This window comes from Kocuria sp. CPCC 205297, assembly GCF_040981035.1.
In the GTDB taxonomy this organism is placed as follows: Bacteria; Actinomycetota; Actinomycetes; order Actinomycetales; family Micrococcaceae; genus Kocuria; species Kocuria marina.
Map to the genome: position 1 here is coordinate 159,858 of NZ_JAVKPY010000001.1, position 23,112 is coordinate 182,969.

Genomic DNA, 23,112 nt, shown 5'->3' on the forward strand with positions numbered 1-23,112 from the left:
GGTGATCGGGACCTGTGGCCCCGCGCCCATGACGGGCGCGACGGAACGCGCTACAGCCTACTCGGGACGTCGGACACGATCCCCCGCGGGCGCCCCGTCCGGAACATGCCCTCGCAAGAAGTGCACCGGGTCGGCCGGACTCACGCGAGGTCAGCCCCGTACGCGAGCGCGCGGACCCGACACCCGTTCCCACGGCCGGACTCGCACCGGGCGGCCCGCTCGTACCCTGGAGACATGACAACAGCTGAGCACCCCGCCCTGACCGGACTGACCGTGGCCGTGACCGCGCATCGCCGCGCCGCCGAGCAGGGCGGGGCGTTCGAACGCCACGGGGCACGTGTGCTCCACGCGCCCGCGCTCAAGCTCGCCCCGGTGGACGAGGACGACGCCGTGTTGGCCACCGTGCGCGAGACGATCGCGACTCCCCCGGACGCCGTGCTCGTCACGACGGGCTACGGCTTCGACCGGTGGCTGCGCGTGGCCGAGCAGGAAGGGCTGGGTGACGAGCTGCTGAAGACGCTGCGCGGCGTCGTCGTCATGGCACGCGGAGCGAAGGCCCGGGGGCAGTTGCAGGCCAAGGGCGTGACGTGCGCGTACACGGGTGCGTCCGGGCGCACCGCGGAACTCGTGGGCCGCGTGCTCGCGGGGGATCCCGCGGCGCAGCGCCCCGCGACCGTGACCGTGCAGGTGCACGGCACCACGGACGAGGAGCAGCTCGAGCGGTTGCGCGCGGGTGGGATCGCGGTGCGCGTGGTGGCGCCCTATCAGTGGGAGTCCGCGGACGAGGGTTCCCGACTGGCCGGGCTCGTGCGCGACGTCGTGGCCGGGGAGATCGACTACGTCACGTTCACCGCCGCGCCCGCCGTGGACGCGCTGTTCGACGCCGCTCGCTCGGTGGGCGCGTACGACGAGTTGGTGGGCGCATTACGCGAGGGCCGGTGCACCGCGGTGGCGATCGGGCCGGTGTGTGTACAACCGCTCGAGGAAGCGGGCATCACGAACGCCGTGGTGCCCGAGCGGTTCCGCCTGGGGGCCATGGTCAAGGCCGTGTGCGATCACGCGCGGGAGGCCGCCTCGCGGTAGTGCTCCACAGTGAGCTCCATGAGTTCCGGGGGCACCGATCCGGGGTGGACGAGTAGCGGCTCGGCCACGACGTCGCCGCCGGCCGTGAGGACGCGACCGTGGAAGAAGCCCGGCGCCAGGAGGTACGGGACGAGCAGCACGCGCCCGGCATCGGCTGGCGTGGTTTCCGAGCTCTGCGCTGCGTACGGGCGCGATGCTCGACCGTGGGAGCCGGGCCGTTCGGAGTGTTGACCGAGCTCCGCGCGCGCGGCGGCCACGGCATCGGGAACCGAGGGCCGCGCCGCTGAGAGGTAGGCGGCCGTCACGGGCGTGCCCAGTGCATCGCCGAGGTATCGGGCCATGAGCTCGCAATCGTCCCGCGAACGGGGATCGGAGGATCCCGCCGCGACCATGAGCACGCGATCGGCCGGTGCGAGACCGGGTGCGCCCGCGGCGTCGAGCGCCTCGGTGAGCCGCCGGGCCATCACGCCCGCCAGGCGCCGGTCGGGGCCCAGTGCCGCGGCCACGACGTGCTGTGGTGAGGACTGGACGGCCCGGGCCATGTCCACGAACACGTGGTACCCGGCGGAGAGCAACAGCGGCACGACCACCGCGGGGTGCTCGGCGTGTTCCCGGGTGCGCGCCACCAGGTCGGGTTCCTGGACGTCCACCCACGTGTCCACCACGTCCACCTCGGGAAGGGCCGCACGCACCTGCTCGACCAGGGCGGCGACGGCGCGTTGTCCCCGCTCGTCGCGGGTCCCGTGGGCGCACGCGAGCAGGACGGGAGCGGAGGCGGGATGCGGGTTCACACAGTCCATTGTGCCGGTTTCCCGGCTTGCGCGGCGCATCCGGGAGGCCGCGGTCGCGGGACCGATGACTAGGATGAGGGCAGCCCGCGCACCGTGTCCCATGGCGCGCGGAAACCGACGATTCGGCGACGACCCTGAGGAGCACCATGTCCGTCAACGCTTCCACCACCATCAAGGCCCCCGTGGACACCGTCCTGGCCACGTTCGTGGACGAGGCCTTCGTCCGTCACGTGAGCGCCTTGGCCGGAACGCAGTTCGAGTCCTTCGAGGTCAACGGGGACACCTCCACGGCGTTCACGGCGACCACCGTGCGCAGCATGGGCTCGGACAAGCTGCCGGACGTGGCGCAGAAGTTCGTCAAGGGCGGGGTGAAGCTCACCCAGGTGGACACGTACGGCGCCCCCGCCGCGGACGGTACCCGTACCGTGCGCACCGAGATCAAAGTGGCCGGTCTGCCCGTGGGAGCCACCGCGCACCAGACCATCAAGCCCCTGGGTGAGAACGAGACCTCGGTGGACGTCACCGGTGAGGTGCAGGCCAACATCCCGCTCGTGGGCAAGAAGATCGCCGCGGCCGCCGAGCCCTACATCGGCAAGGCCCTGACCCTGCAGGCCCGCCAGGCCGAGGCGTGGATCATCAAGAACTGAGCGCCTCGCGGGTCTAGGATGGCCGGGCGGGCACCATTGATGCCCGCCCGGCCATCCTTCGTCCTATTCGACAACCGCGGTTCACCCGTGAACCACGTGACGGGAGTTCCTTGTCTTGAGCACAGACACGCAGACGTCCTCCGGTTCCGGTGGATCCTTCACGAATTTCCTGCGCCGGGACACCACCGGCGGTCTCTTCCTTCTGATCGCCATGGTGTTGGCCCTCGTGATCGCCAATTCCCCGTGGGGGGAGGTCTACTTCGGGCTGCGTGACACCGAGGTGGGCCCGAGTGTGGCCGGGCTGCAGCACACCGTGGGGCACTGGGCCTCGGACGGGCTGCTCGCGATCTTCTTCTTCCTCACGGGGTTGGAGTTGAAGGCCGAGTTCGTGGACGGGGAACTGCACAACATCCGTAAGGCGATCCTGCCGGTCGTGGCCGCGTGCGGCGGCGTGCTCGTTCCCGCGTTGATCTTCCTGGGGGTCAACCTGGCCGCCGGTTCGGAGCGCACCGCGCTGCACGGCTGGGCGATCCCCACCGCCACGGATATCGCCTTTGCGGTGTCGGTGCTCGCGGTCGTGGGTTCGTCCCTTCCCGTGGCCATGCGCACGTTCCTGTTGACCCTGGCGGTCGTGGACGACCTCATCGCGATCGCGATCATTGCGTTCGTCTACACCGAGAGCGTGAACTTCCCGTTCCTGGGCGGGGCCGCGGTGCTGCTGGCACTGTACTGGTTCCTCACCCACAAGTTCATGGGGTGGTTCATGGCCCGGCACTGGGCCGCGTGGGTCATCCTGCTGCCCATCGGTGTGGTGACGTGGTGGCTGGTCTACGAGTCCGGGATCCACGCCACGATCGCGGGCGTGCTGCTGGGCTTCATGGTCCCCGTGCTCAAGCAGAAGCCGCGCATCATCCGTCAGGAGGACCCGCGGATGGGGTTGGCGCCCGCGCTCGAACACCGCTTCCGTCCGCTGTCCAACGGCTTCGTGATCCCCGTGTTCGCGTTCTTCTCGGCGGGTGTGGCCGTGGGCGGCTGGGACGGTGTGACCTCCGCCGCCACGGACCCGGTGGCCCTGGGCATCGTGGCCGGTCTACTGCTCGGCAAGCCCATCGGCATCTTCGGTGCCGCGTGGCTCATGGACCGTTTCACATCCGCGGAGAAGGACCGGGACTACACGTGGTTCGACATGTTCGGCATGACGATCGTCGCGGGCATCGGGTTCACGGTGTCCCTGCTCGTGGGCGAACTGAGCTTCGGAGAGGGCAGCCCCCACGGCGACCACGCCAAGGTGGGCATCCTGTGCGGTTCCCTGCTCGCCGCGCTGATCGGTGGCACTCTCGTGGCCACGCGCAACAAGAAGTACAAGGCGATGCGCGCGGCCGGCCACGACCCGGACACCCTGGACTGACGCCCACACACCGCTGCACAGGAGACGCGCCCGCTCCCCCGATCCGGGGAGCGGGCGCGTTACTCGTGACGGACGGTCAGGCCGGGTTGCTCGGGTGGAAGTACTGTTGCGTGTCGGTGAGTCCTCGCTCGCTGAGCATTTCCACGGCGTCGGCGGCGTCACTGATGAGCAGCGGCAGTTCTTTGGCCTGCGCGCCGGAAAATCGCTTGAGCACATAATCGGCGGTATCCATGCGTCCCGGGGGTCGACCCACGCCCACGCGAACCCGGATGTAATCCCTGGTCCCCAGAGCCTTGGTGATGTCCCGCAGCCCGTTGTGACCGCCCTCCCCACCACCGCGCTTGAGCTTGACGGCACCGAAGGGCAGGTCAACGTCGTCGTGGACCACCACGAGCTCGTCCGCTCCCAGGGAGTAGTACTTGGCCAGCGCGCTCACAGGCCCCCCGGAGACGTTCATGTAGCTCAAGGGCTGGGCCACCACGAGTCGCGGCGCCCCCGGACGTATCCGGGTCTCCGCCACGGCGGCGCGCGCCTTGTGGGCGGAGAGTTTCACGCTGGCGCGCTGCGCGAGTTCGGCCACGACCATGGCACCGATGTTGTGCCGGGTCCCCGCGTAGCGGCCCCCCGGGTTGCCCAGTCCCACGACCAGCGTCCGCTGCGTCATCTCGTGTCCCTTCTTCCGGGCGGGGGCCCCGCTCGTTCGTCCCGCACCGTATCGAGTGTCGGATTGTTCGTTGCCGCCCCCGTGTCCGGACCCGGGGACGACGACGGCGGCAGGCACACGTGGTGCTTGCCGCCGCTCATCACTCGGCACTGTGGCCGTCCTGGTGGTCGTGGGCTCGGCCCTGCCTACCCACCATTGCCGGTGTTTTGCTGGGGTTCATGGTGCCCGTCATGAAGACCACTCCCCGAGTCATCCGTCACGAGGACCCCGAGATGGGCCTGGCCCCGGCCCTCGAGCATCGTTTCCGCCCGCTATCCAACGGCCTGGTCATCCCCATTTTCGCGTTCTTATCCGCCGGCGTCGCCGTGGACGGCATCGAGGGCATCAAGTCCGCAGCCACTGATCCCGTGGCGCTGGGTATCGTGGCCGGTCTGCTGATCGGTAAACCCGTGGGGATCTTCGGCGCATCCATGGCTCATGGACCGGTTCAGCCCAGCGGTCAAGGACAACGACTACACCTGGACCGACATGTTCGGCATGTCGGTCGTGGCCGGTATCGGCTTCACGGTGTCCCTGCTCGTGGCCGAGCTGAGCTTCGGCACCGGCAGCCCCCACAAAGACCACGCCAAGGCGGGAATTCTGTTCGGCTCCATGTTGGCCGCCGTCATGGGTGGCATCATGCTGCTGACCCGCAACGCCACGTACAAGAAAATCCGGACCCACGGCGTGGATCCGGGCGTCTACGACAACTGACGTGGCACCGCAACAGGAACGTCGTGCTGCTGCTCATAGTTGTATCGCGGGTCGCTCCACGCGCTACCTCCCGGGACCACCGGCGGGACGGCTTGTAGGGGCGGGAGACCTATCCGGTGGCGGCCCCGCCCATCTGCTCATCCATCACGGCCAAGGACCAGCACCACCCGGCCAGCTCCCGTGCGATAGCCGCGTTAGCGATCGTGGAGCGCCTCTTCCGTTCAAGCATCCGAACCCAGCGGTTGCGCAATCTGCGGTTGCTGGCATCGCCGCGGGCCCGAGCCGCAGCCGGGGCCAGGTCCCAGCGGTCCCGCATGATCTTGCCGATGCAGTATGCCCGGCGGTGGTGCCAGGCTGCGTCGACCAGCAGCCGCCAGGCATGGGTGTTACCGGTCTTGGTGATCGGTCCTCGTGCTCTGCTGGCTCCGGAGGAGTGCTCGCAGGGCACCAGCCCGACGAAGGCCCCGATGGTGTTACCGGTGAAGCGGTGCCAGTCCCCGATCTCCACGGCCAGTCCGAAGCCGGCCAGTGTGGAGATCCCGCGCAAGCACCCCAGCCGGTGGACGACCTCGGCGAATTGGGACTCGGCGGCCATCTGGGTAATCACTTGATCCAGTCGGTCACGGCGGCCCGCAGTGGCCAGAACCGTCTCGTGCTCGGCATCAAAAGCCATCCGCGTGGCCGGGGATCCCAAGTACTGGCGGGCCAGCCACGCGTGATGGGCCCCGGTCCAAGCCTGCCCCACCTTCATGGACGATCCCATGATGTAGCAGCAGCTTCGAGACCCGGTGGCGGGCGCGCATCAGATCTGAACGGCAGCCCTCCCGGGCCCGTACCAGATCCTGGGCGACTTCTTGTTCCACCGACGGCACCACCACGCCAGTGACCTCCTCCAAACGCAGCAACCAGGCCAGGTGCACCGCGTCCTTCGCATCAGTTTTCGCCCGGTCCCCAAAAGTCCGTTGCAGCTTCGAGGGGCCGCCACCACACACCGGATCCCGTCTGCGTTCAACACCCGAGATGACCCGAAACCGATGGGGCGGCCTCGTAGGTCACCGCCACCGGCCCGGGCAGCTGGCGTATCCAGGACCGAATGTGATCGTGATCTGAAGTCAGCCGGGCCTGGAGTAGTTCATCGGTCACCCCGTCGATGGCTGCTGCCCCTACCGATCGGGCGTGCACATCCAGCCCTACGCTCGTACGCTCTGTAAACACCGGGGCCTCCCACAACTGTTGGACAGGCCGGGCATGTCCGGTAACCCAGGAATCTCTGTGAGGGAGGCCCCGGCCCGCAACCCCTCCGCGACAGACGGGTCACTAGATACCGTTTAGACGGTCTTGGACGCCGCGTGCTTCACGGCGTCCTCGACGGCCACCCAGCTGAGCATCGCGCACTTCACGCGCGCCACGAACTTGGACACCCCCGCGAAAGCAGCGGCGTCGCCCAGGATCTCTTCATCCGGAGTCACCTGGCCACGCGACCGCAGCATGTCACGGAAGTGCTCCATCAACGTGTCCAGCTCGGGCAGGCTCATTCCCGGTGCCGTTTCCGCTAACACCGACGCCGCCGCCATGGAAATCGAGCAGCCCTCGCCGTTCCACTCCACGGCCTCCACCGTGGGGGTCTCCCCGCCTGTCACCGTCACCCGCACGGTGATTTCATCACCGCACGTGGGGTTGTACTGATGCGACACTCCGCTGCGCTCACCAGCGGATGAAACGTCCTGGCCCGCCTCCCCACTGCGCTTGTGCGAGTGCTCCAAAATGATGGTCTGGTACAGCTGGTCCAATTCAGCGCTCATGCGCCCTCCGCCCGGAAGTAGCCGCGAACACGCGAAAGCTCGTCGAGGAAGCGATCGACGTCGTCGGTGGTGTTGTACAAATACGTGCTTGCGCGTGTGCTGGCCGTGAGGCCCAATTCGCGGTGGAGCGGCTGGGCGCAGTGGTGACCAACGCGCACGGCAATTCCCGCGGCATCCAAGAGCTGACCCACATCGTGCGCGTGCACCCCGGCCACGTCAATGCTGACCAGGCCCACGCGCTCCATCCCGGGTTCGGGACCGAGGAGACGAACGCCGTCGATCTCGGTGACACCTCGTGCCAACTGGCGGCCGAGTTCGGCCTCCCACGCCTCAATCCGGTCCATGCCGATCGCCTGCAGGTATCGCACGGCCTCAGCCCAGGCGACGGCCTGGCTGATGCGCTGGGTACCGGCATCGAAGCGGACGGGCGAGTCCAGATAGCGAGCATGCTCGGTGGTGACCTCGGTGATCATGGAGCCGCCGGTGAGGAACGTGGGCAGCGCATTGAGCAACTCGTGGCGACCGTAGAGCGCGCCGATGCCCGTGGGACCCAGCATTTTGTGCGCGGAGAACACGGCGAAGTCCACGCCGAGCGCGGGAAAATCTATGGGCATGTGCGGCACGGATTGGCACGCATCGAGAACCGTGAGCGCGCCGATCTTTTGGGCCTCCCCCACGATGGCCTGCACATCCGTGATCGCACCGGTCACGTTGGACACGTGAGTGAACGCGACGAGCTTGGTGCGCTCCGAGACTGTGTCGGCAACCGCCTGGGGCGTGATCAGACCGCGCGCGTCCACGGGAACCACGCGCAGGCTCGCACCCGTGCGGGCTGCCAGTTCCTGCCACGGGATCAAATTCGCGTGGTGCTCCGCCTGGGTCGTGACGATCTCATCATCGGGCCCCACTCGAAACCGCTCCGCGTTCTCGGAACCATTGGAACCTGCGGTCGCGTTGGACATCGCGTAACTGAGCAGGTTCAGCCCCTCGGTGGCGTTGGAGGTCCAGACCAGTGAATAAGGGTCCGCACCCACGAAGTGCGCGATCGTGGCCCGTGCGTCCTCGAAGAGATCCGTGGCCTCGACGGCCAGCGTGTGGGCGCCGCGGTGGACTGCTGCACGATGATGCAGAGTGAAGTCGCGTTCCGCGTCAGCGACCGCCAGGGGCACCTGGGAGGTGGCACCGGTGTCTAGGTACACCAGCGGATGACCCGCCACCTGCGATTCGGTGAGCAGCGGGAAATCCTGCTTCAGCCTCAAGACCTGCTCGTTGTCCAAGGGGGTTGTGGGCATGACTCCTTCTTACGAGCTTCCGCTCCTTGACGAACGCTGCGGGCATTTCGACCGTAGTCCGGTGCGAGCACGGTGACGAATGGTGATTACGCAGTGTTGAGCCCACCGTCACTATGGGCTGGGTCCGCGGTGTCACCGGCCGGCGCGGGCCGGACGCGAGAACCCGGCCCGGTGTCAGGACAATCTGGCGTGGAAGTACTGTTGCGTGTCGGTGAGTCCCCGCTCGCTGAGCATTTCCACGGCGTCGGCGGCGTCGGAGACGAGCAGCGGCAGTTCTTTGGCCTGCGCGCCGGAAAATCGCTTGAGCACATAATCGGCGGTATCCATGCGTCCCGGGGGTCGACCCACGCCCACGCGAACCCGGATGTAATCCCTGGTCCCCAGAGCCTTGGTGATGTCCCGCAGCCCGTTGTGACCGCCCTCCCCACCACCGCGCTTGAGCTTGACGGCACCGAAGGGCAGGTCAACGTCGTCGTGGACCACCACGAGCTCGTCCGCTCCCAGGGAGTAGTACTTGGCCAGCGCGCTCACAGGCCCCCCGGAGACGTTCATGTAGCTCAAGGGCTGGGCCACCACGAGTCGCGGCGCCCCCGGACGTATCCGGGTCTCCGCCACGGCGGCGCGCGCCTTGTGGGCGGAGAGTTTCACGCTGGCGCGCTGCGCGAGTTCGGCCACGACCATGGCACCGATGTTGTGCCGGGTCCCCGCGTAGCGGCCCCCCGGGTTGCCCAGTCCCACGACCAGCGTCCGCTGCGTCATCTCGTGTCCCTTCTTCCGGGCGGGGGCCCCGCTCGTTCGTCCCGCACCGTATCGAGTGTCGGATTGTTCGTTGCCGCCCCCGTGTCCGGACCCGGGGACGACGGCGGCGGCAGGCACACGTGGTGCTTGCCGCCGCTCATCACATCGCCTCAACCCGTTACGGACCGGCGATCACTCGGATCACTCGTCGTCCGAGGACTCCTCGGCCGACTCCTGCGCGGTCTCGCCCTCGGCGTCCTCGGTCTCCGGCTCCTCACCCAGGTCCTGCTCCACGGGCTCGGACACGTTGATGACCAGCAGCTCGGGGTCGGACACGAGCGTGACACCGGAGGGCAGGGTCACGTCCGCGGCGTAGACGTGCTCGCCGGCCTCGCGGCCCTCGATGTCCACGACGACGTTCTCAGGAACCTTCAGCGCGTCGGCCTCGACGAGCAGGACGTTCTCCTCCACGTTGTGCACGGCGGTCGCGGCGACCTCGCCCTCGACGGTCACGGGGATCTCGACCTCGACACGCTCACCGCGGCGCACGGTCAGCAGGTCGATGTGCAGGATCTCGGGGCGCACGGGGTGACGCTGGACGTCCTTGATCATCGCGAGGTGGCCCTCGCCGTCCACGTCGATCTCGAGCACGGCGTTGGAGTTACGGGACGCAAGCATCATTTCGTGGCCCGGCAGGATCACGTGCAGCGGCTCGGCACCGTGGCCGTAGATCACGGCGGGGATCTGGTCGTTGGCGCGCACGCGGCGGGAGTAGCCCTTTCCGAACTCGGTGCGCAGGGTCGCGGGAATGGTGATGACGTCCACCATGGCGGTTCTCCTTCGATCGTGGGTCTGGTTGGTTACCGTCAGACCGTCCGAGTCACGGTGGAGGTGCTCGCACCGTGCGTCCCGAACGTTGTTACGACCGACGTGGTGCGGTACCCCACTCGCCCACCGCTCGGGATGCACTCACCGGTCGCGGTGGATCGTAAGGATCCACAAGCCGTCGTCGATAACGGGGCGGGACGACCGCCCCCTCGCCTTGGCAACGGGCCCACGATAGCACGTGCCCCACCCCCGGCGCCGCCTCCGGCTTTGACCCCCAAGCGGGCGACGACGCGGCCCCGTCAAGGACGTCACATGTCCACAATTCTGTACCGATTCATGAACTCAGGGGATATTCGAGCAGGTGAGAGAGTATGTTGACTGATTAGCGGGCGTAAATCTCGGGGGAGATGAACACCGCGGTGCGGGGACTCGTTGGGAACGGTCCACGCATCGGAGCGAGCGCGTGGGGCGTCTCGCCGTCGAACGGTTTTGGGGGAAGGTTCGTCGACCGTGTTCCAACATGCAAGCCAGAAGCACAAGCACCTGTCGTGGCGCGAGAGCTACCAGACGGAACTGAGGATCTACGACGCTTTGTCCCTGGTGCTCGCGCTCGCCGCGGCCCAGGCCCTGCGGTTCGGCTGGTTGCAGGGGTTGCTGCAGGTGGACGTGCTGCCCGTGCCCTACTGGCTCGTGGGGCTGCTGCTGGCCGTGGGGTGGTGGCTGTGGCTCGAGCTGCGCGGCACCCGCGGTGTGCGGCTGATCGGTAACGGCGCGGAGGAGGCAAAGCAGCTCGTCACGGCCTCGCTCACGTTGTTCGCCGCGATCGCCATCGCCTCCTACGCCTTCAACGTGCCCACGGCGCGCGGGTACATCCTGATCGCGCTGCCTCTCGGCACACTGGCCCTTTTCGCAGGACGCATGTGGGCGCGGCATCAACTCATGCAGCGGCGCAAGAACGGGCTCAACATGTCCCGCACCATGGTGGTGGGTCGCTTCCCGGGGGCGGTGGAACTTGTTGGAGAGCTGCAGAGTCGCCCGGACGCCGGGTTCAACCCCGTGGCGGTCTATATGCCCACCTCGCACCACCAACTGCCGCAGTCCCTGCACTCCGTGCGGGTACCCGTCAACGCACTCGCGCCGGAGGAACGCCCGAGCGTCCAGGGGATCATGCAGGCGTGCCGCGAGCACGACATCGAGACGCTCGTGATGGCCGCCGCCGTACCCCTGAACACCACTGAGATCCGCCACCTGGGCTGGGCGCTCGCGGACGAGCGGATCCGACTGGTCATGAACACCGGGCTCACGGACGTGGCCGGCCCCCGGATCCACACCCAGCAGCTCGTGGGTCTGCCGCTGATCCACGTGGCCACCCCGCGTTTCACCCGGTCCAAGAAGATCGTCAAGCGCATCATCGACGTCACAGGCTCTATGGCCGCGCTGATCATCCTCTTCCCCGTGATGCTCGTGCTGGGCATCCTGATCAAGGCGCACGACGGCGGTCCCGCGTTCTTCGCGCAGGAGCGCGTGGGGATTGACGGCACCCGGTTCCGGATGCTCAAGTTCCGTTCCATGTACACGGACGCCGAGGAACGCAAGGCCGCCCTGATGGCCGCCAATGAGTCTCAGGGGGACGTGCTCTTCAAGATGAAGGATGATCCCCGCGTGACCGCACCCGGCAAGTGGATGCGCCGGTTCAGCCTGGACGAGCTGCCGCAGTTCATCAACGTGCTCAACGGCAGCATGTCCCTCGTGGGGCCCCGCCCGCCGCTGGCCAGCGAGGTGGACAAGTACGAGCAGCACGTCTACCGCCGCTTGCGTGTGCGCCCCGGGATCACTGGCCTGTGGCAGGTCTCCGGTCGCTCGGACCTCGACTGGAACCAGACCGTGCGCCTGGACCTGTACTACGTGGAGAACTGGTCGCCGGTGCAGGACTTGATCATCATGCTGCGGACCGTGCGTGCGGTCTTCGCATCCGAAGGCGCCTACTGAAGTCGAAATCAGAAGTATTTCTTCTCGAAATGCAATCGTGATGTCCGTTGCGTGTGAGATACATCAAATTCCTGGGTGACCACTTACCCTTTCTAGTGCGTCCCCCCGGGCCGCTCGCCTTCCCCCCCCCCCCCCAACGAGTGGCTCCCCCCCCCCCACACGCAGTAAAGGCTACGCGTATGATCTCCCCCCGAAAATCGGTGCTGCCCGCTGCCGTGACCGCCGCGGTCCTGGCACTGACCACCTTCGTCCCCGCCACGGCGGCCAACGATCCCGCGGAGAACCTCAATCCCGAGAAGGGGAAAGTGGTCTCCGTGGAAACCCACGAACTCGAGACGGTTGTCAAGGACCCCCAGCTGCCCACGGCCCCGCCCAAGACCGGTGACAAGAATCCCGGCGCGACCATGGGCCAGAAGATGAAGTCCATGGCGACCACGACCAACCTCTCGGAGGCGTCCGAGAAGGAACTCGACAAGGTGGCCGAGAACGTCCTGGGCCCCGAGGCGGCGAAACCCTCCGCCGCGCCGTCGACCGCGGCGCCGTCGCCCAAGACCCCCGCCACGCCGTCCGCGAGCGCGAACCCGAAGGCCACCGCGAGTGCCGCCGCGCAGGCCGCGGGCACCACGGGCATCGGACCGGCCGGTTCCATGTCCCTCGTGATCCGGGAGAACAACTGGATCCCGGCCGGGATCCAGGGCATGGACGTCTCCGGGTGGCAGCCTGCCGTGAACTGGAGCGCGGAATACGCCGCTGGCGCACGCTTCGCCTACGTCAAGGCCACCGAGGGGACCGGTTATCACTCCGAGGCCTTCGACGACCAGTACACGGGCTCGTACGAGGTGGGCATGTTCCGCGGCGCGTACCACTTCGCGCTGCCCTCACAGTCCTCGGGTGCCGCCCAGGCGGACTTCTTCATCAACAACGGCGGCGGCTGGTCCTCGGACGGCAAGACCCTGCCCGGCCTGCTGGACATCGAGTACAACCCGTACGCCTCCCTGGGTGGCACGTGCTACAACATGTCCCAGCCGCAGATGACCGCATGGATCAAGTCCTTCTCGGACCGCTACAAGCAGCGCACTGGTCGACTGCCCGCGATCTACACGACCGCGGACTGGTGGCAGACCTGCACGGGCAACACGGCGCAGTTCAACAACCACCCCCTGCACCTCGCGTCCTACGGCGTCATGACACCCCAGTGGTATCCCAACGGCTGGTCGCGCTACGACATCTGGCAGTACACGGACAGCGGGCCCTTCTCGGGTGACTCGAACGTGTACGGCGGTTCGTGGGCGCAGCTGCAGGCCCTGGCGTCGTCGTCGAACTACAAGCCGCTGGGCGGGCGCGCGACCGGCTACTCCGTGGCCGGCGGCATCGGCGCGATCTACCGCGCCACGGGCGGCGCCGCGAAGTGGGGCACCCCGGTGGGCCCTGAGGCCAACGCCGCGAACGGCGGCCGGTACCAAGAGTTCGTGCGCAACGGCGTGAAGTCCACCGCGTACTGGCACCGCACCACGGGCGGGCACATGGTGCGCAACACGAGCAGCATCGGCGGGAAGTTCATCGGCGCCGGACGGGAACGCGGTTACGGCTTCCCGATCACCGAGGAGCGCTCGCTGGCGGGCGGGGCCTACCAGGTCTTCCGTACCCCGTCCGGTAAGTCCACCAAGCTCATGTGGTCCCCGCGCACGGGTTCGCGCGCGATCAAGGAGTACGGCGCGATCGGTCAGCGCTGGGCGAAGTCCGGTATGGAGCGCGGCCTGGGCTATCCCACGACCGACGAGTACCGCGCGGGCTACGAGATCCGTCAGCAGTTCTCCAACGGATACGTGATCGGGTACAACACCGTCTACGGCGGGACCCGGATCAGCCGGTTGTGATGCCGTGGTGTCCGGGGTGATGCGCCCCGGACACCACGACTCCCGAGTACGACGAAGGCCGGGGTGGCGTGTGCCGCCCCGGCCTTCGTCGTACCGGAAACCGCGTCGTAGCGGTCACCGGCGGTTTTCAGGAGCGGCCGTTGAACAGGCTGGTGACCGATCCGTCCTCGAAGACCTCCTGGATGGCACGGGCGATCAGCGGGGCGATCGAGAGCACCTCGAGGTTCTCGAACTGGTGCTCCGGGGGCACAGGCAGGGTGTCGGTCACGGCCACCTTGTCCGCGCCGCACGAGGACAACCGCTCCACGGCGGGACCGGAGAACACGGCGTGCGTGGCCGCGATGATCACGTTCTTCGCGCCCTGGTCCTTGAGCACCTTCACGGCGCCGGTGATCGTTCCGCCGGTGTCGATCATGTCATCGATCAGCACGCACGTGCGGCCCTTGATGTTGCCCACGACCTCCTTGGACACCGCCTGGTTGGGCACGGTGATGTCCCGGGTCTTGTGCACGAACGCGAGCGGGGCACCGCCCAGGCGCTCGGCCCACTGCTCGGCCACGCGCACACGGCCGGTGTCCGGGGACACCACGGTCACGTTGTCCACATCCACCACGGAGCGCACGTAGTCGCTCAGCAACGGGATGGCCATGAGGTGGTCCACGGGTCCGTCGAAGAAACCCTGGATCTGCGCGGTGTGCAGGTCCACGGACATCAGCCGGTCCGCACCCGCGGTCTTGTAGAGGTCCGCGATCAAGCGAGCGGAGATGGGCTCGCGGCCGCGGTGCTTCTTGTCCTGGCGCGCGTACGGGTAGAACGGGCTGACCACGGTGATGGACTTGGCGGACGCCCGTTTGAGGGAGTCCAGCATGATGAGCTGCTCCATCAACCACTGGTTGATGGGAGCGGGGTGGGACTGAATCAGGAACGCGTCCGCGCCGCGCACAGACTCACCGAAGCGCACGTAGGTCTCACCGTTCGCGAAGTCGTACGCGTCCGTGGGGACCAGTTCGGTGCCCAGCTCACGGGCGATGTTGTTGGCGAGCTCGGGATGGGCCCGACCCGAGAGCAGAACCATGCGGTTCGAACCCGTGTTGGTGATGCCGGTCATGTGAACTCGCTTTCCTTGAATTCCTGTGGATCACTGCTCGCGTGCCGTGCGCCCGGACTCAGGCGTGGTCGTCGCGGTCAGAGTCTTGAGCGGCCTGGGCCGCGCGTGCCGCCGCGGTTCCGGGACGGTGCTCCTGCACCCATCCTTCCACGATGACCTGCTTGCCCTCCGTGAGTACCAGGGCCCCGGCGGGGACGTCCTTGCGCACGGTGGTCCCGGCACCCGAGTAGGCGCCGTCGCCCACGGTCACGGGGGCCACGTACATGTTGTCCGAACCCATGCGGACGTCGTTGCCGATCGTGGTGTGGTGCTTGGCCACGCCGTCGTAGTTCACGAAGACCGACGCCGCGCCGATGTTGGAGTTCTCCCCGATCGTGGCGTCCCCCACGTAGGACAGGTGCGGGACCTTGGAGCCGCGTCCGATCGTGGCCTTCTTGGTCTCCACGAACGTGCCGATCTTGCCGTCCTCGCCCAGGACCGTGCCGGGGCGCAGGTACGCGAAGGGGCCCACCGTGGCGCCCGCGCGCAGCTCGGAATCGCTGCCGTGGGTGCGCGTGACGTGCGCTCCGCGGCCCACGATCACGTTGGTCAGGGTGGTGTCGGGGCCCACGACGGCGTCCTCCGCGACCCGCGTACGCCCGTGCAGTTGGGTCCCGGGTAGCACGGTGCTGTCCGCCTCGAGCTCCACGGTGTCGTCGATCCACGTGGTCGCGGGGTCCACGATGGACACCCCGTTGCGCATGTGCATTTCCAGGGTGCGCTGGTTGAGGTAGCGCCCCAGTGCCGCGAGCTGGACGCGGTCGTTGGCGCCCTCGAGCTCCATGTAATCCGTCATCTTGAGTGCGTCCACGCGGTGGCCGGCCTCGCGCGCGAGACGCGGGACGTCCGTGAGGTACTTCTCCGCCTGGGCGTTGTCGGTGTCCACGCGGGAGAGCGCATCCCGCAGCACCGCGGCGTCGAACGCAAAAATCCCGGAGTTGACCTCGCTCACGGCACGCTCGGCGTCCGTGGCGTCCTTGAACTCCTTGATCTCGGCGAACTCGCCGCGCTCGTCCCGCAGGATCCGGCCGTACTTGTCGGGCTCGGGGTGATCGGCGGTCAGCACCGTCACGGCGTTGCCGTGGGAGTCGTGGTGCGCCACGAACTCGCGCAGCGTGTCCACCATGAGCAGGGGGACGTCCCCGTAGGTCACCAGCACAGTGCCACTCACGGGAGTCTCGGCGTCGAGGACCTCGAGGCCCGCGTCCACGGCGGAACCGGTACCGGGGACGTCCGACTGGTCCGCGGTCAGGACCTCGGGATCCACGGCCGCGATGTGCTCGGCCACGAGATCGCGCTGGTGACGGATCACGGCCACGATGCGCTGCGGCGCGAGCTCGCGGGCCACCTTCAAGGCGTGGCCGAGCATGGAACGACCCCCGATCTCATGCAGGATCTTGGGGGTCTTGGACTTCATGCGGGTGCCCTTACCCGCGGCCAGGACGATGACGGCGGCGGGGTTCTGCCCGGTGCTCGCGGTGTCAATGGTGCTCACGGAGCAGACTCCTCTGGTTGCTCGTGAGGCGGTGGGGGCCATCTACGCCTCGATGTGTCGTGCGTTCCGCCACTAGGACTCGAACCTAGACTCACGGCTCCAAAGGCCGGTGTGCTGCCAATTACACCATGGCGGAGCGTTGTCACCCGCGGGCGCCAACATGTGCGTGCGCCCGGAGGACGCACGAGACGTCACTTTATCATCTGCGTTCATCGCGTCAGCACGAGCAGAACCCGCCCCGCTGCACGGTTCTCCTCGAATCCGGGGAGCCCCCGGGACAGGGTCTCGGCATCCTCCACGGTGATCCCGCGCACGAGCACGGGGGCGCGTGCGGCGGCGCGGCGCACGTACTCCCACGCGGCGTTGTCGGCCTGTCCGGCGGCCCGGGAACGCGAGACGTCCCACGCCATGGAGGTGACGTCCGGGGCGGTGACGTCCAGCGTGCCGTTGTCGTACTCGCGGTCCAGCAGGGCCATGAGCATGCCCACTTCCTCCACGACCGTGCTGTTCTGCACCATGAGCTTGACCTGGCGGTGGGACGCTGCTTCCGCGAGCGCGGCGAGCATCGAGTACAGCCGCCGCCGTTGCCGCCCCCGGTGCGCCACCCCGCCCAGGGCGAGCACGAGCCACCCGGCGCCCACACCGCGGCACAGCTCCAGGGCGTCGTCCACGGCCGCGAGCACGCCCTCGTCGGGGATGTCGTCGTCCACGGCCACGGGCGCGCGCAACAACAGGGGTTCCGCGCCGGCCTCGCGCAGGCGTAGAGCGGTCTGGCGGCGTACGAGCGAACCCATGTGCGGCCCCACGGGGTGGCCCCCGCCGATCGTGATCTCCACCGGCCCCGGGAACTCACGGATTCGGGCCACCGCCGCGGCGAGGCCCTGGGGATCGTCCAGGACAGTTCCCGCGGGCGTCTCCCCGCGTCCTGTTGCGTCGTGCATGGCACACAGTCTCGCACGCCCGTGGGACGGGGGGACGACGCCGCGGCCCGTCGGTGCGCGCTTGTATCCTTGCCGGGTGGCTCATCTGATCGGCGGAGAAAACTTACATCTCGAGTACCCCACCAAGACCGTGTTCGACTCGGTCACCGTGGGGATCGACGAGGGCGACCGGATCGGGATCGTGGGTCGCAACGGGGACGGCAAGTCCACTCTCATGCGACTGCTCGCGGGGCGCATCGCACCGGACTCCGGGCGGGTGACCGTGCGCAGCGGGACGACCGTGGGCATGCTCGACCAGGCCGACACGCTGGACCCGGACCAGACCGTGGGCCACGCCGTGGTGGGGGACGTGCCCGACTACGTGTGGGCCGCGGATCCCAAAGTGCGGGACGTGATCTCCGGGCTCGTCTCGGACGTGGACTGGGACACCCCCGTGGGGCAGCTCTCGGGCGGGCAGCGCCGCCGGGTCGCGCTCGCGAGCCTGCTGACCGGCGACTGGGACGTGATCTTCCTGGACGAGCCCACCAACCACCTGGACGTGGACGGCATCACGTGGCTCGCGAAACACCTCAACAACCGCTGGTCCAGGAACGCCGGCGCGCTCGTGGTCGTGACCCACGACCGCTGGTTCCTGGACGCCGTGTGCACCGACACGTGGGAGGTCCACGACCGGATCGTGGAACCCTTCGAGGGCGGGTACGCGGCGTACGTGCTGCAGCGCGTGGAGCGCGACCGACAGGCCGCCGTGGTGGAGCAGAAGCGGCAGAACCTCATGCGCAAGGAGCTCGCATGGCTGCGCCGCGGGGCACCCGCGCGCACGTCCAAACCCAAGTTCCGCATCGACGCCGCCAACCAGTTGATCTCCGACGTCCCGCCGCCGCGCGATTCCGTGTCGCTGTCCCGCATGGCGGTGTCCCGGTTGGGCAAGGACGTGGTGGACATCGAGGACGTGTCGGTGGAGTTCCCCTCCCCCGCCGTTTCCGGTTCCGCGGGTTCGTCCGGCCCGTCCGGTCCTTCCGCGGACGACGACGGCGCCGCGACTGCCGCTTCGTCAGGCGCCTCTTCGCCTGGCGCCTCCGGGCGGACACGCGTGCTGCAGGACGTCACGTGGTTGATCGCCCCCGGGGAGCGCACGGGCATCCTGGGCGTCAACGGCGCGGGCAAGTCCACGCTCCTGGGGCTCGTCACGGGTGCCGTGGAGCCCACCACGGGGCGGGTCAAGCGCGGGAAGACCGTCAAGATCGCGACCTTGACCCAGCAGCTCGCCGAGCTCGAGGACGTCGCGAACGACCGGGTCTCGGACGTCGTCGCCCGGAAGAAGACCTCCTACGTGACCGAGGGCAAGGAGATGACCCCCACCCAGCTCCTGGAGCGGCTGGGGTTCTCCTCCGCGCAGCTGAAGACCCCGGTCAAGGACCTCTCGGGTGGACAGAAGCGGCGCCTGCAGTTGCTGCTCATCCTGCTGGACGAGCCCAACGTGTTGATCCTGGACGAGCCCTCCAACGACCTGGACACGGACATGCTCGCCGCCATGGAGGATCTCCTGGACACGTGGCCCGGGACCCTGCTGGTGGTCTCCCACGACCGCTATCTCCTGGAGCGGGTGACCGATCAGCAGTACGCGGTAATCAACGGCCGGTTCCGGCACCTGCCCGGCGGGGTCGAGGAGTACCTCAACCTCTCGGCGACCGCGGCGTCCGGCACCGCAGCCGGTTCCTCCGGGGCGTCCAACCCGCTTGCGGCGTCCTCTTCCTCCTCTGGCACTGCCCCTGCCTCCGACGGCGCCGCCCCCTCCGAGCAGCGGCTGTCCGGCGCGCAGGCGCGGGCCGCGCAGAAGGAACTGGGCGCCGTCGAACGCAAGATGCAGAAACTCGGCGATCAGATCGAGGCATTGGACAGGACCATGGCCGCCGCGGACCCCTCGGACTTCGAAGGGCTCGGCAAGTTGGCGGCGCAGAAGTCCGAACTGCAGGAGCAGCTGGACGAACTCGAGCTGCGATGGCTCGAGCTGGGCGAGGCGCTGGAGTAGACGAGCGGGCCGGAGCTCACTCGCTCCAGGGATTCGCCTTGATGATCTCCACGAAGTTGTCGCGCTTGAATTCCGGGTCGAAGTGCTCCAGCACGTCCGCGTTCATGTTCCCGAACGTGGAGTGCGGGCGGTGCACGTTGGCGTCGTTGAACGCCTTGAGGATCTGGTTCTTGAAGTCCGGGCGGGGATGGACCTCTACCACGGCCTGCCGTTGGGCGTCCGTGAGCTCGTTGAAGTGCATGCCCAGCACGTCCGTCTCCACACCCGCACTCACGAGCGCGATCTCCGGGGCCATGAACTCGGGCACCCCGGGGGTCGTGTGCAGCGCGATTCCGAGCCACGCGTTGTGCGCCCGCTCCTGCGACGCACCGCGTTCCAGGAGGAACTCGCGGACCTCGTTCGCGCCGTCCACCTCGAAACGCAGCATGGAGTCGGAGTAAGTATCCGTGAGGCCGCGATCGTGGAACATGGCCGCCGCATACAGCAGCTCGTGGTCCACGCTCAGGTCGTGGGCCTGCCCCACGAGCGCACCGAAGAAGAACACGCGGCGGGAGTGGTGGTAGAGCAGGTCGTCCTCGTTGTCCCGGATGTACTCGGTGATCTCCCGGGCGAGTTTGCTGTCAGGGACGGAGATGCCGGAAATGGTGTCGGTCATGAGCTGAGTCCTGTTATGGGCGGGCCGTGCATGGGCGGGCAGGGGCCGCTGCAGCTGAGGAGCCGCGCTGGCCCACCTCTCCATTGTGGGCTCGCTGCACACCCGTCCGCCAGGTCCACAGTGACAGGAACCCCTCGGATTCGGACATACTGAACACATGACAGCCCGCCATCACGTCGTCGTTCTGCTGTTCCCCGGGGTCACCCTGCTGGACGTCTCCGGACCCGCTGAGGTTTTCGCCGCGGCCAACTCCGCGGGTGCCGACTACGCGGTGCGCTTCGTCTCGCCGTCCGGCGGAGACGTCGAGACGTCGGTGGGCGCGCGGATCGCGACCGAATCACTCGCGGATCTGGAGGGCGCACCCCGGATCGGCACGCTGCTGGTGGCCGGTGGAGAATCCCTCGCCACGCGCCCGGTGCCGGACGGCGTCGTCACGGCAGTGCGCGCCGTCGCCGACCATAGCGACCGCGTGGCGAGCGTGTGCACCGGGGCGTTCGCGCTGGCCGAGGCGGGCCTGCTCGACGGACGCCGGGCCACGACCCACTGGCGTCACGCCGCCGAGCTGGCCCGCCGCTACCCGGTAGTGACCGTACACCCCGACGAGCTGTACGTGCGGGACGGAGCCGTGTTCACGAGCGCGGGCATCTCGTCCGGGATCGACCTCGCCCTGTCACTCGTGGCCGTGGACCACGGGCGGAACTTGGCCCACGGCGTGGCCCGGGAACTCGTGGTCTACATGCAGCGCGCGGGAGGGCAGTCCCAGTTCTCGGCTGCGCTGGACTGGCCCGCGCCGTCGTCCGCTCCCCTGCGCGAGCTGTGCGCCGATATCGTGAGCGACCCCGCGGCCGCACCCCCGGTGGCGGAGCTGGCCCGGCGCGCGCACATGAGCGTGCGCCATCTGAGCCGGCTGTTCACCGCGGAGCTGGGCGTATCGCCGGGGAAATTCGTGGAACAGGTCAGGGTCGAAACCGCCAAGTCTCTGCTGGACCGCGGGCACGGCGTCATGGACACCGCGCGACTGTCCGGCTTCGGCACGGACGAAACCCTGCGCCGCGCGTTCGTGCGGCACTTCGGCGTCACGCCCAGCTACTACCGCGGCCGCTTCCCGACCGATCCAGTCCGGGAGCCTTACAGGTCCACGACCTCGAACTCGAGCAGCGACGCACCCGTGGCCACCGGTTTGCGCTGACCCCCGGCGTGGGCGGCCTTGGCATTACCGTCCCGCCACGCCTCGAAGTCCTCCTGGGTGGCCCACGTGGTCACCACGAAGTAGCGATTCTCCCCCGCGACCGGGCGCAACAGCTGGAACCCTTCGAAACCGGGCTCACCGTCCACCGCGTGCTTGCGCGCCGCGAACCGGGCCTCGAGCTCGGCGCCGGCACCCTCGGGGACCTCGATGGCATTGATCTTCACCACGGACATGACTGCCTCCTGTCGTTCGTCATCACTTCTCTCCCAGGCTAACGACACCGCCTGACCGGTCACTGCGACGAGGTACCGGACCAGGCGGCGTCACCCGGCGACGTCGGACACGAGTTCGAACTCGGCGCGGCCCTCCGCGACGTCGGCCCGCACGAGACGCACCCGGACCTCCTGGCCGAGCGGCAAATCGGGGGCCTTGAGGATGACCTCAACGGCAGGTTCGCGGATGACGATGGTGCCGCGAGCGCCGTCGTCCTTGACCTCCACCACGGTGGCCGTGAATTCCTCGCCCACGTGCGCGGACAGCGCCAGCGTCTCGACCATGTTCACGATCCCGCGCTCGTACGCCGAGGCCTTGCGCGCGGACGCCTCCATCTCGGCCGGCAGCTGCGGCAGCGCCTCGAGCACCCAGTCGGGAACGGGGTTCCCGGCGCTGATCGCGAGGCACACCTCGCTCCCGTAGCGGTCCACGAGTCGGCGCAGCGGCGCGGTCACGTGCGCGTACGACGTCGCGAGGGCCGAGTGTTCGCGATGCTCCGGGGCCGCGCCGTGGAACGCCTCGTAACCGGCCCCCCGAAACAACAGGGTGCACGCGTGCAGCATGGCCGCGTGGGTCCCGAGCTGCGGATCGAGTGCGCGCACGAATTCCGGGTAGCTGACGTCCTCGGGCCACGGGATGCGCAGGGCAGCCGCCGTGGCCCGCAGTTTGCGGATCGCGGAGTCGGCCGCGCAGGGCAAGATGCGCAACAGGCCCGTGCCGGCGTCGAGCATCAACTGCGCGGCGGCGATGCCCGTGAGCAGCGAGATCTGGGCGTTCCACCCCTCCACGGGCAGCGCACTGCGGTGGACCACGCGCCACTGCTCGTGATCGATCACCACTTCCTGCTCGGGGATGCGCAGGCTCACCCCGCCGCGTTCCCGTTCGATCCGTTCCCGTAATTGCCCCACGGTGCGCAACAGTGTGAGGGACGGGCCCGCGGTCCCCGCGTCCAGCCGATCCTGTACTTCTCGATAGGTCAGCTGGGCGCGGCTACGCACGAGGGCCCGCCGCACCGATGTGCTGCGGAGTGCGCCCTGTTCGTCCAGCCCCAGTTCCCACAGCACGGCGGGGCGCACGGTGTGCGGCAGCAGACTCGCGGCGTCCTCCGACAGTTCGGGAGGGTGCAACGGCGTGCGCTGGTGCGGGGCGTAGAGGGTCTGGCCGCGGCGGTGGGCCTCGACATCGATCGGATCGCCCGGGTGCACGAACGCGGCGACGTCGGCGATCGCGTACCACACGGTGAAACCCGTATCCGCGGTGTCGATGAGCACCGCTTGGTCCAGGTCCCGGGAGCCCTCCGGGTCGATCGTGACGAGCTCGAGGTCCGTGCGGTCCAGAGACGGTAGGCGCGGTGCGGCGGCAGCGGCCACGGCGGCGTCGTGCACGGCCGGTGGGAAGTCGTCGGGGATGTTGAGCTCGTGACGCAGGGCCTCGAGTGCGCGCACGAGTGGCTCGGGAACGGGATGGACCTGCTGCGGACGGATGGCCAAGACTGACTCCTCACCCGGGGG

The 23,112-nt window shown here is 68.3% G+C and carries 22 protein-coding genes, 1 tRNA gene and 1 pseudogene; 9 read left to right on the forward strand and 15 right to left on the reverse strand.

What is annotated here, in order from left to right:
* The first annotated feature begins 234 nt into the window (after positions 1-234).
* Positions 235-1,083 (forward strand): uroporphyrinogen-III synthase, encoded by an 849-nt coding sequence (locus RF650_RS00775; RefSeq protein WP_131333265.1) that lies wholly within the window; start codon positions 235-237, stop codon positions 1,081-1,083.
* Here the strand turns inward: RF650_RS00775 and RF650_RS00780 are convergent.
* The gene (locus RF650_RS00780; RefSeq protein ID WP_368813841.1) at positions 1,056-1,883 is read right to left on the reverse strand and encodes a sirohydrochlorin chelatase; all 828 of its coding nucleotides are present in this window, start codon (positions 1,881-1,883) and stop codon (positions 1,056-1,058) included. The two genes, RF650_RS00775 and RF650_RS00780, sit on opposite strands and share 28 nt — an antisense overlap.
* A gap of 137 nt (positions 1,884-2,020) precedes the next feature.
* Here RF650_RS00780 and RF650_RS00785 point away from each other — a divergent pair, with 137 nt between their 5' ends.
* Both RF650_RS00785 and nhaA read left to right on the forward strand, forming a co-directional pair.
* Positions 2,021-2,521 (forward strand): DUF2505 domain-containing protein, encoded by a 501-nt coding sequence (locus RF650_RS00785; protein ID WP_367403539.1) that lies wholly within the window; start codon positions 2,021-2,023, stop codon positions 2,519-2,521.
* A 115-nt stretch (positions 2,522-2,636) separates the two neighbouring features.
* Entirely contained in the window at positions 2,637-3,929 is a 1,293-nt protein-coding gene (gene nhaA, locus RF650_RS00790) for a Na+/H+ antiporter NhaA (RefSeq protein ID WP_368813842.1), read from the forward strand.
* Positions 3,930-4,005: 76 nt separating this feature from the next.
* Here the strand turns inward: nhaA and pth (RF650_RS00795) are convergent, their stop codons facing one another.
* Positions 4,006-4,593 carry an aminoacyl-tRNA hydrolase gene (pth, locus tag RF650_RS00795; protein ID WP_368813843.1) on the reverse strand — a complete coding sequence of 196 codons (588 nt, stop codon included), beginning with the start codon at positions 4,591-4,593 and terminating at the stop codon, positions 4,006-4,008.
* A gap of 230 nt (positions 4,594-4,823) precedes the next feature.
* On the opposite strand from pth (RF650_RS00795), the pseudogene RF650_RS00800 reads away from it, so the two are divergent.
* A pseudogene (locus RF650_RS00800) lies at positions 4,824-4,991 on the forward strand (Na+/H+ antiporter NhaA); the annotation flags it as partial.
* 79 nt (positions 4,992-5,070) lie between these two features.
* Positions 5,071-5,346: a Na+/H+ antiporter NhaA gene (locus RF650_RS00805; protein WP_311253933.1), complete on the forward strand. Its 276-nt coding sequence runs from the start codon at positions 5,071-5,073 to the stop codon at positions 5,344-5,346.
* A gap of 109 nt (positions 5,347-5,455) precedes the next feature.
* Here RF650_RS00805 and RF650_RS00810 read toward each other — a convergent pair whose 3' ends face one another.
* The 6 genes from RF650_RS00810 to RF650_RS00835 all read right to left on the reverse strand — a co-directional run bounded on the left by RF650_RS00810 (position 5,456) and on the right by RF650_RS00835 (position 10,006).
* Positions 5,456-6,097 (reverse strand): transposase, encoded by a 642-nt coding sequence (locus RF650_RS00810; protein WP_311253934.1) that lies wholly within the window; start codon positions 6,095-6,097, stop codon positions 5,456-5,458.
* Positions 6,009-6,338: a transposase gene (locus RF650_RS00815; RefSeq protein WP_368813844.1), complete on the reverse strand. Its 330-nt coding sequence runs from the start codon at positions 6,336-6,338 to the stop codon at positions 6,009-6,011. Before RF650_RS00815 ends, RF650_RS00810 begins: the two co-directional genes overlap by 89 nt.
* A 336-nt stretch (positions 6,339-6,674) precedes the next feature.
* Positions 6,675-7,148, reverse strand: a complete 474-nt coding sequence (gene sufU, locus RF650_RS00820) for a Fe-S cluster assembly sulfur transfer protein SufU (protein ID WP_311253935.1) — start codon at positions 7,146-7,148, stop codon at positions 6,675-6,677.
* Positions 7,145-8,440 carry a SufS family cysteine desulfurase gene (locus RF650_RS00825; RefSeq protein WP_311253936.1) on the reverse strand — a complete coding sequence of 432 codons (1,296 nt, stop codon included), beginning with the start codon at positions 8,438-8,440 and terminating at the stop codon, positions 7,145-7,147. Before RF650_RS00825 ends, sufU begins: the two co-directional genes overlap by 4 nt.
* Before the next feature lie 174 nt (positions 8,441-8,614).
* Positions 8,615-9,199 carry an aminoacyl-tRNA hydrolase gene (pth, locus tag RF650_RS00830; RefSeq protein WP_368813845.1) on the reverse strand — a complete coding sequence of 195 codons (585 nt, stop codon included), beginning with the start codon at positions 9,197-9,199 and terminating at the stop codon, positions 8,615-8,617.
* A 180-nt stretch (positions 9,200-9,379) separates the two neighbouring features.
* On the reverse strand, positions 9,380-10,006 hold the full coding sequence (locus RF650_RS00835; protein WP_368813846.1) for a 50S ribosomal protein L25/general stress protein Ctc: 627 nt from the start codon (positions 10,004-10,006) through the stop codon (positions 9,380-9,382).
* A 510-nt stretch (positions 10,007-10,516) separates the two neighbouring features.
* On the opposite strand from RF650_RS00835, the gene RF650_RS00840 reads away from it, so the two are divergent.
* Complete coding sequence (locus RF650_RS00840; RefSeq protein ID WP_368813847.1) at positions 10,517-11,995, forward strand: sugar transferase; 1,479 nt, start codon at positions 10,517-10,519, stop codon at positions 11,993-11,995.
* Between the two features lie 179 nt (positions 11,996-12,174).
* Positions 12,175-13,872, forward strand: coding sequence for a GH25 family lysozyme (locus RF650_RS00845; protein ID WP_368813848.1), 1,698 nt, complete (start codon positions 12,175-12,177; stop codon positions 13,870-13,872).
* A 127-nt stretch (positions 13,873-13,999) separates the two neighbouring features.
* On the opposite strand, the gene RF650_RS00850 is transcribed toward RF650_RS00845, so the two are convergent.
* From RF650_RS00850 to RF650_RS00865, 4 genes are all read right to left on the reverse strand, one after another.
* The gene (locus RF650_RS00850) at positions 14,000-14,980 is read right to left on the reverse strand and encodes a ribose-phosphate diphosphokinase (RefSeq protein ID WP_064847154.1); all 981 of its coding nucleotides are present in this window, start codon (positions 14,978-14,980) and stop codon (positions 14,000-14,002) included.
* 58 nt (positions 14,981-15,038) lie between these two features.
* Positions 15,039-16,556, reverse strand: coding sequence for a bifunctional UDP-N-acetylglucosamine diphosphorylase/glucosamine-1-phosphate N-acetyltransferase GlmU (glmU, locus tag RF650_RS00855; RefSeq protein WP_368813849.1), 1,518 nt, complete (start codon positions 16,554-16,556; stop codon positions 15,039-15,041).
* 22 nt (positions 16,557-16,578) lie between these two features.
* Positions 16,579-16,650: transfer RNA gene (locus RF650_RS00860), tRNA-Gln, on the reverse strand.
* A gap of 73 nt (positions 16,651-16,723) precedes the next feature.
* Complete coding sequence (locus tag RF650_RS00865; protein WP_131333273.1) at positions 16,724-17,455, reverse strand: hypothetical protein; 732 nt, start codon at positions 17,453-17,455, stop codon at positions 16,724-16,726.
* A 76-nt stretch (positions 17,456-17,531) separates the two neighbouring features.
* Between RF650_RS00865 and RF650_RS00870 the strand changes: the two genes are divergently transcribed.
* Complete coding sequence (locus RF650_RS00870; RefSeq protein WP_368813850.1) at positions 17,532-19,484, forward strand: ABC-F family ATP-binding cassette domain-containing protein; 1,953 nt, start codon at positions 17,532-17,534, stop codon at positions 19,482-19,484.
* Positions 19,485-19,500: 16 nt separating this feature from the next.
* Here the strand turns inward: RF650_RS00870 and RF650_RS00875 are convergent, their stop codons facing one another.
* Complete coding sequence (locus tag RF650_RS00875) at positions 19,501-20,139, reverse strand: HD domain-containing protein (RefSeq protein ID WP_368813851.1); 639 nt, start codon at positions 20,137-20,139, stop codon at positions 19,501-19,503.
* A gap of 157 nt (positions 20,140-20,296) precedes the next feature.
* Here RF650_RS00875 and RF650_RS00880 point away from each other — a divergent pair, with 157 nt between their 5' ends.
* The gene (locus RF650_RS00880) at positions 20,297-21,328 is read left to right on the forward strand and encodes a GlxA family transcriptional regulator (protein ID WP_064847158.1); all 1,032 of its coding nucleotides are present in this window, start codon (positions 20,297-20,299) and stop codon (positions 21,326-21,328) included.
* On the opposite strand, the gene RF650_RS00885 is transcribed toward RF650_RS00880, so the two are convergent.
* Positions 21,268-21,561 (reverse strand): antibiotic biosynthesis monooxygenase, encoded by a 294-nt coding sequence (locus RF650_RS00885; protein ID WP_085106956.1) that lies wholly within the window; start codon positions 21,559-21,561, stop codon positions 21,268-21,270. The two genes, RF650_RS00880 and RF650_RS00885, sit on opposite strands and share 61 nt — an antisense overlap.
* Positions 21,562-21,651: 90 nt before the next feature.
* Positions 21,652-23,091: an RNB domain-containing ribonuclease gene (locus tag RF650_RS00890; RefSeq protein ID WP_368813852.1), complete on the reverse strand. Its 1,440-nt coding sequence runs from the start codon at positions 23,089-23,091 to the stop codon at positions 21,652-21,654.
* Positions 23,092-23,112: the final 21 nt, after the last annotated feature.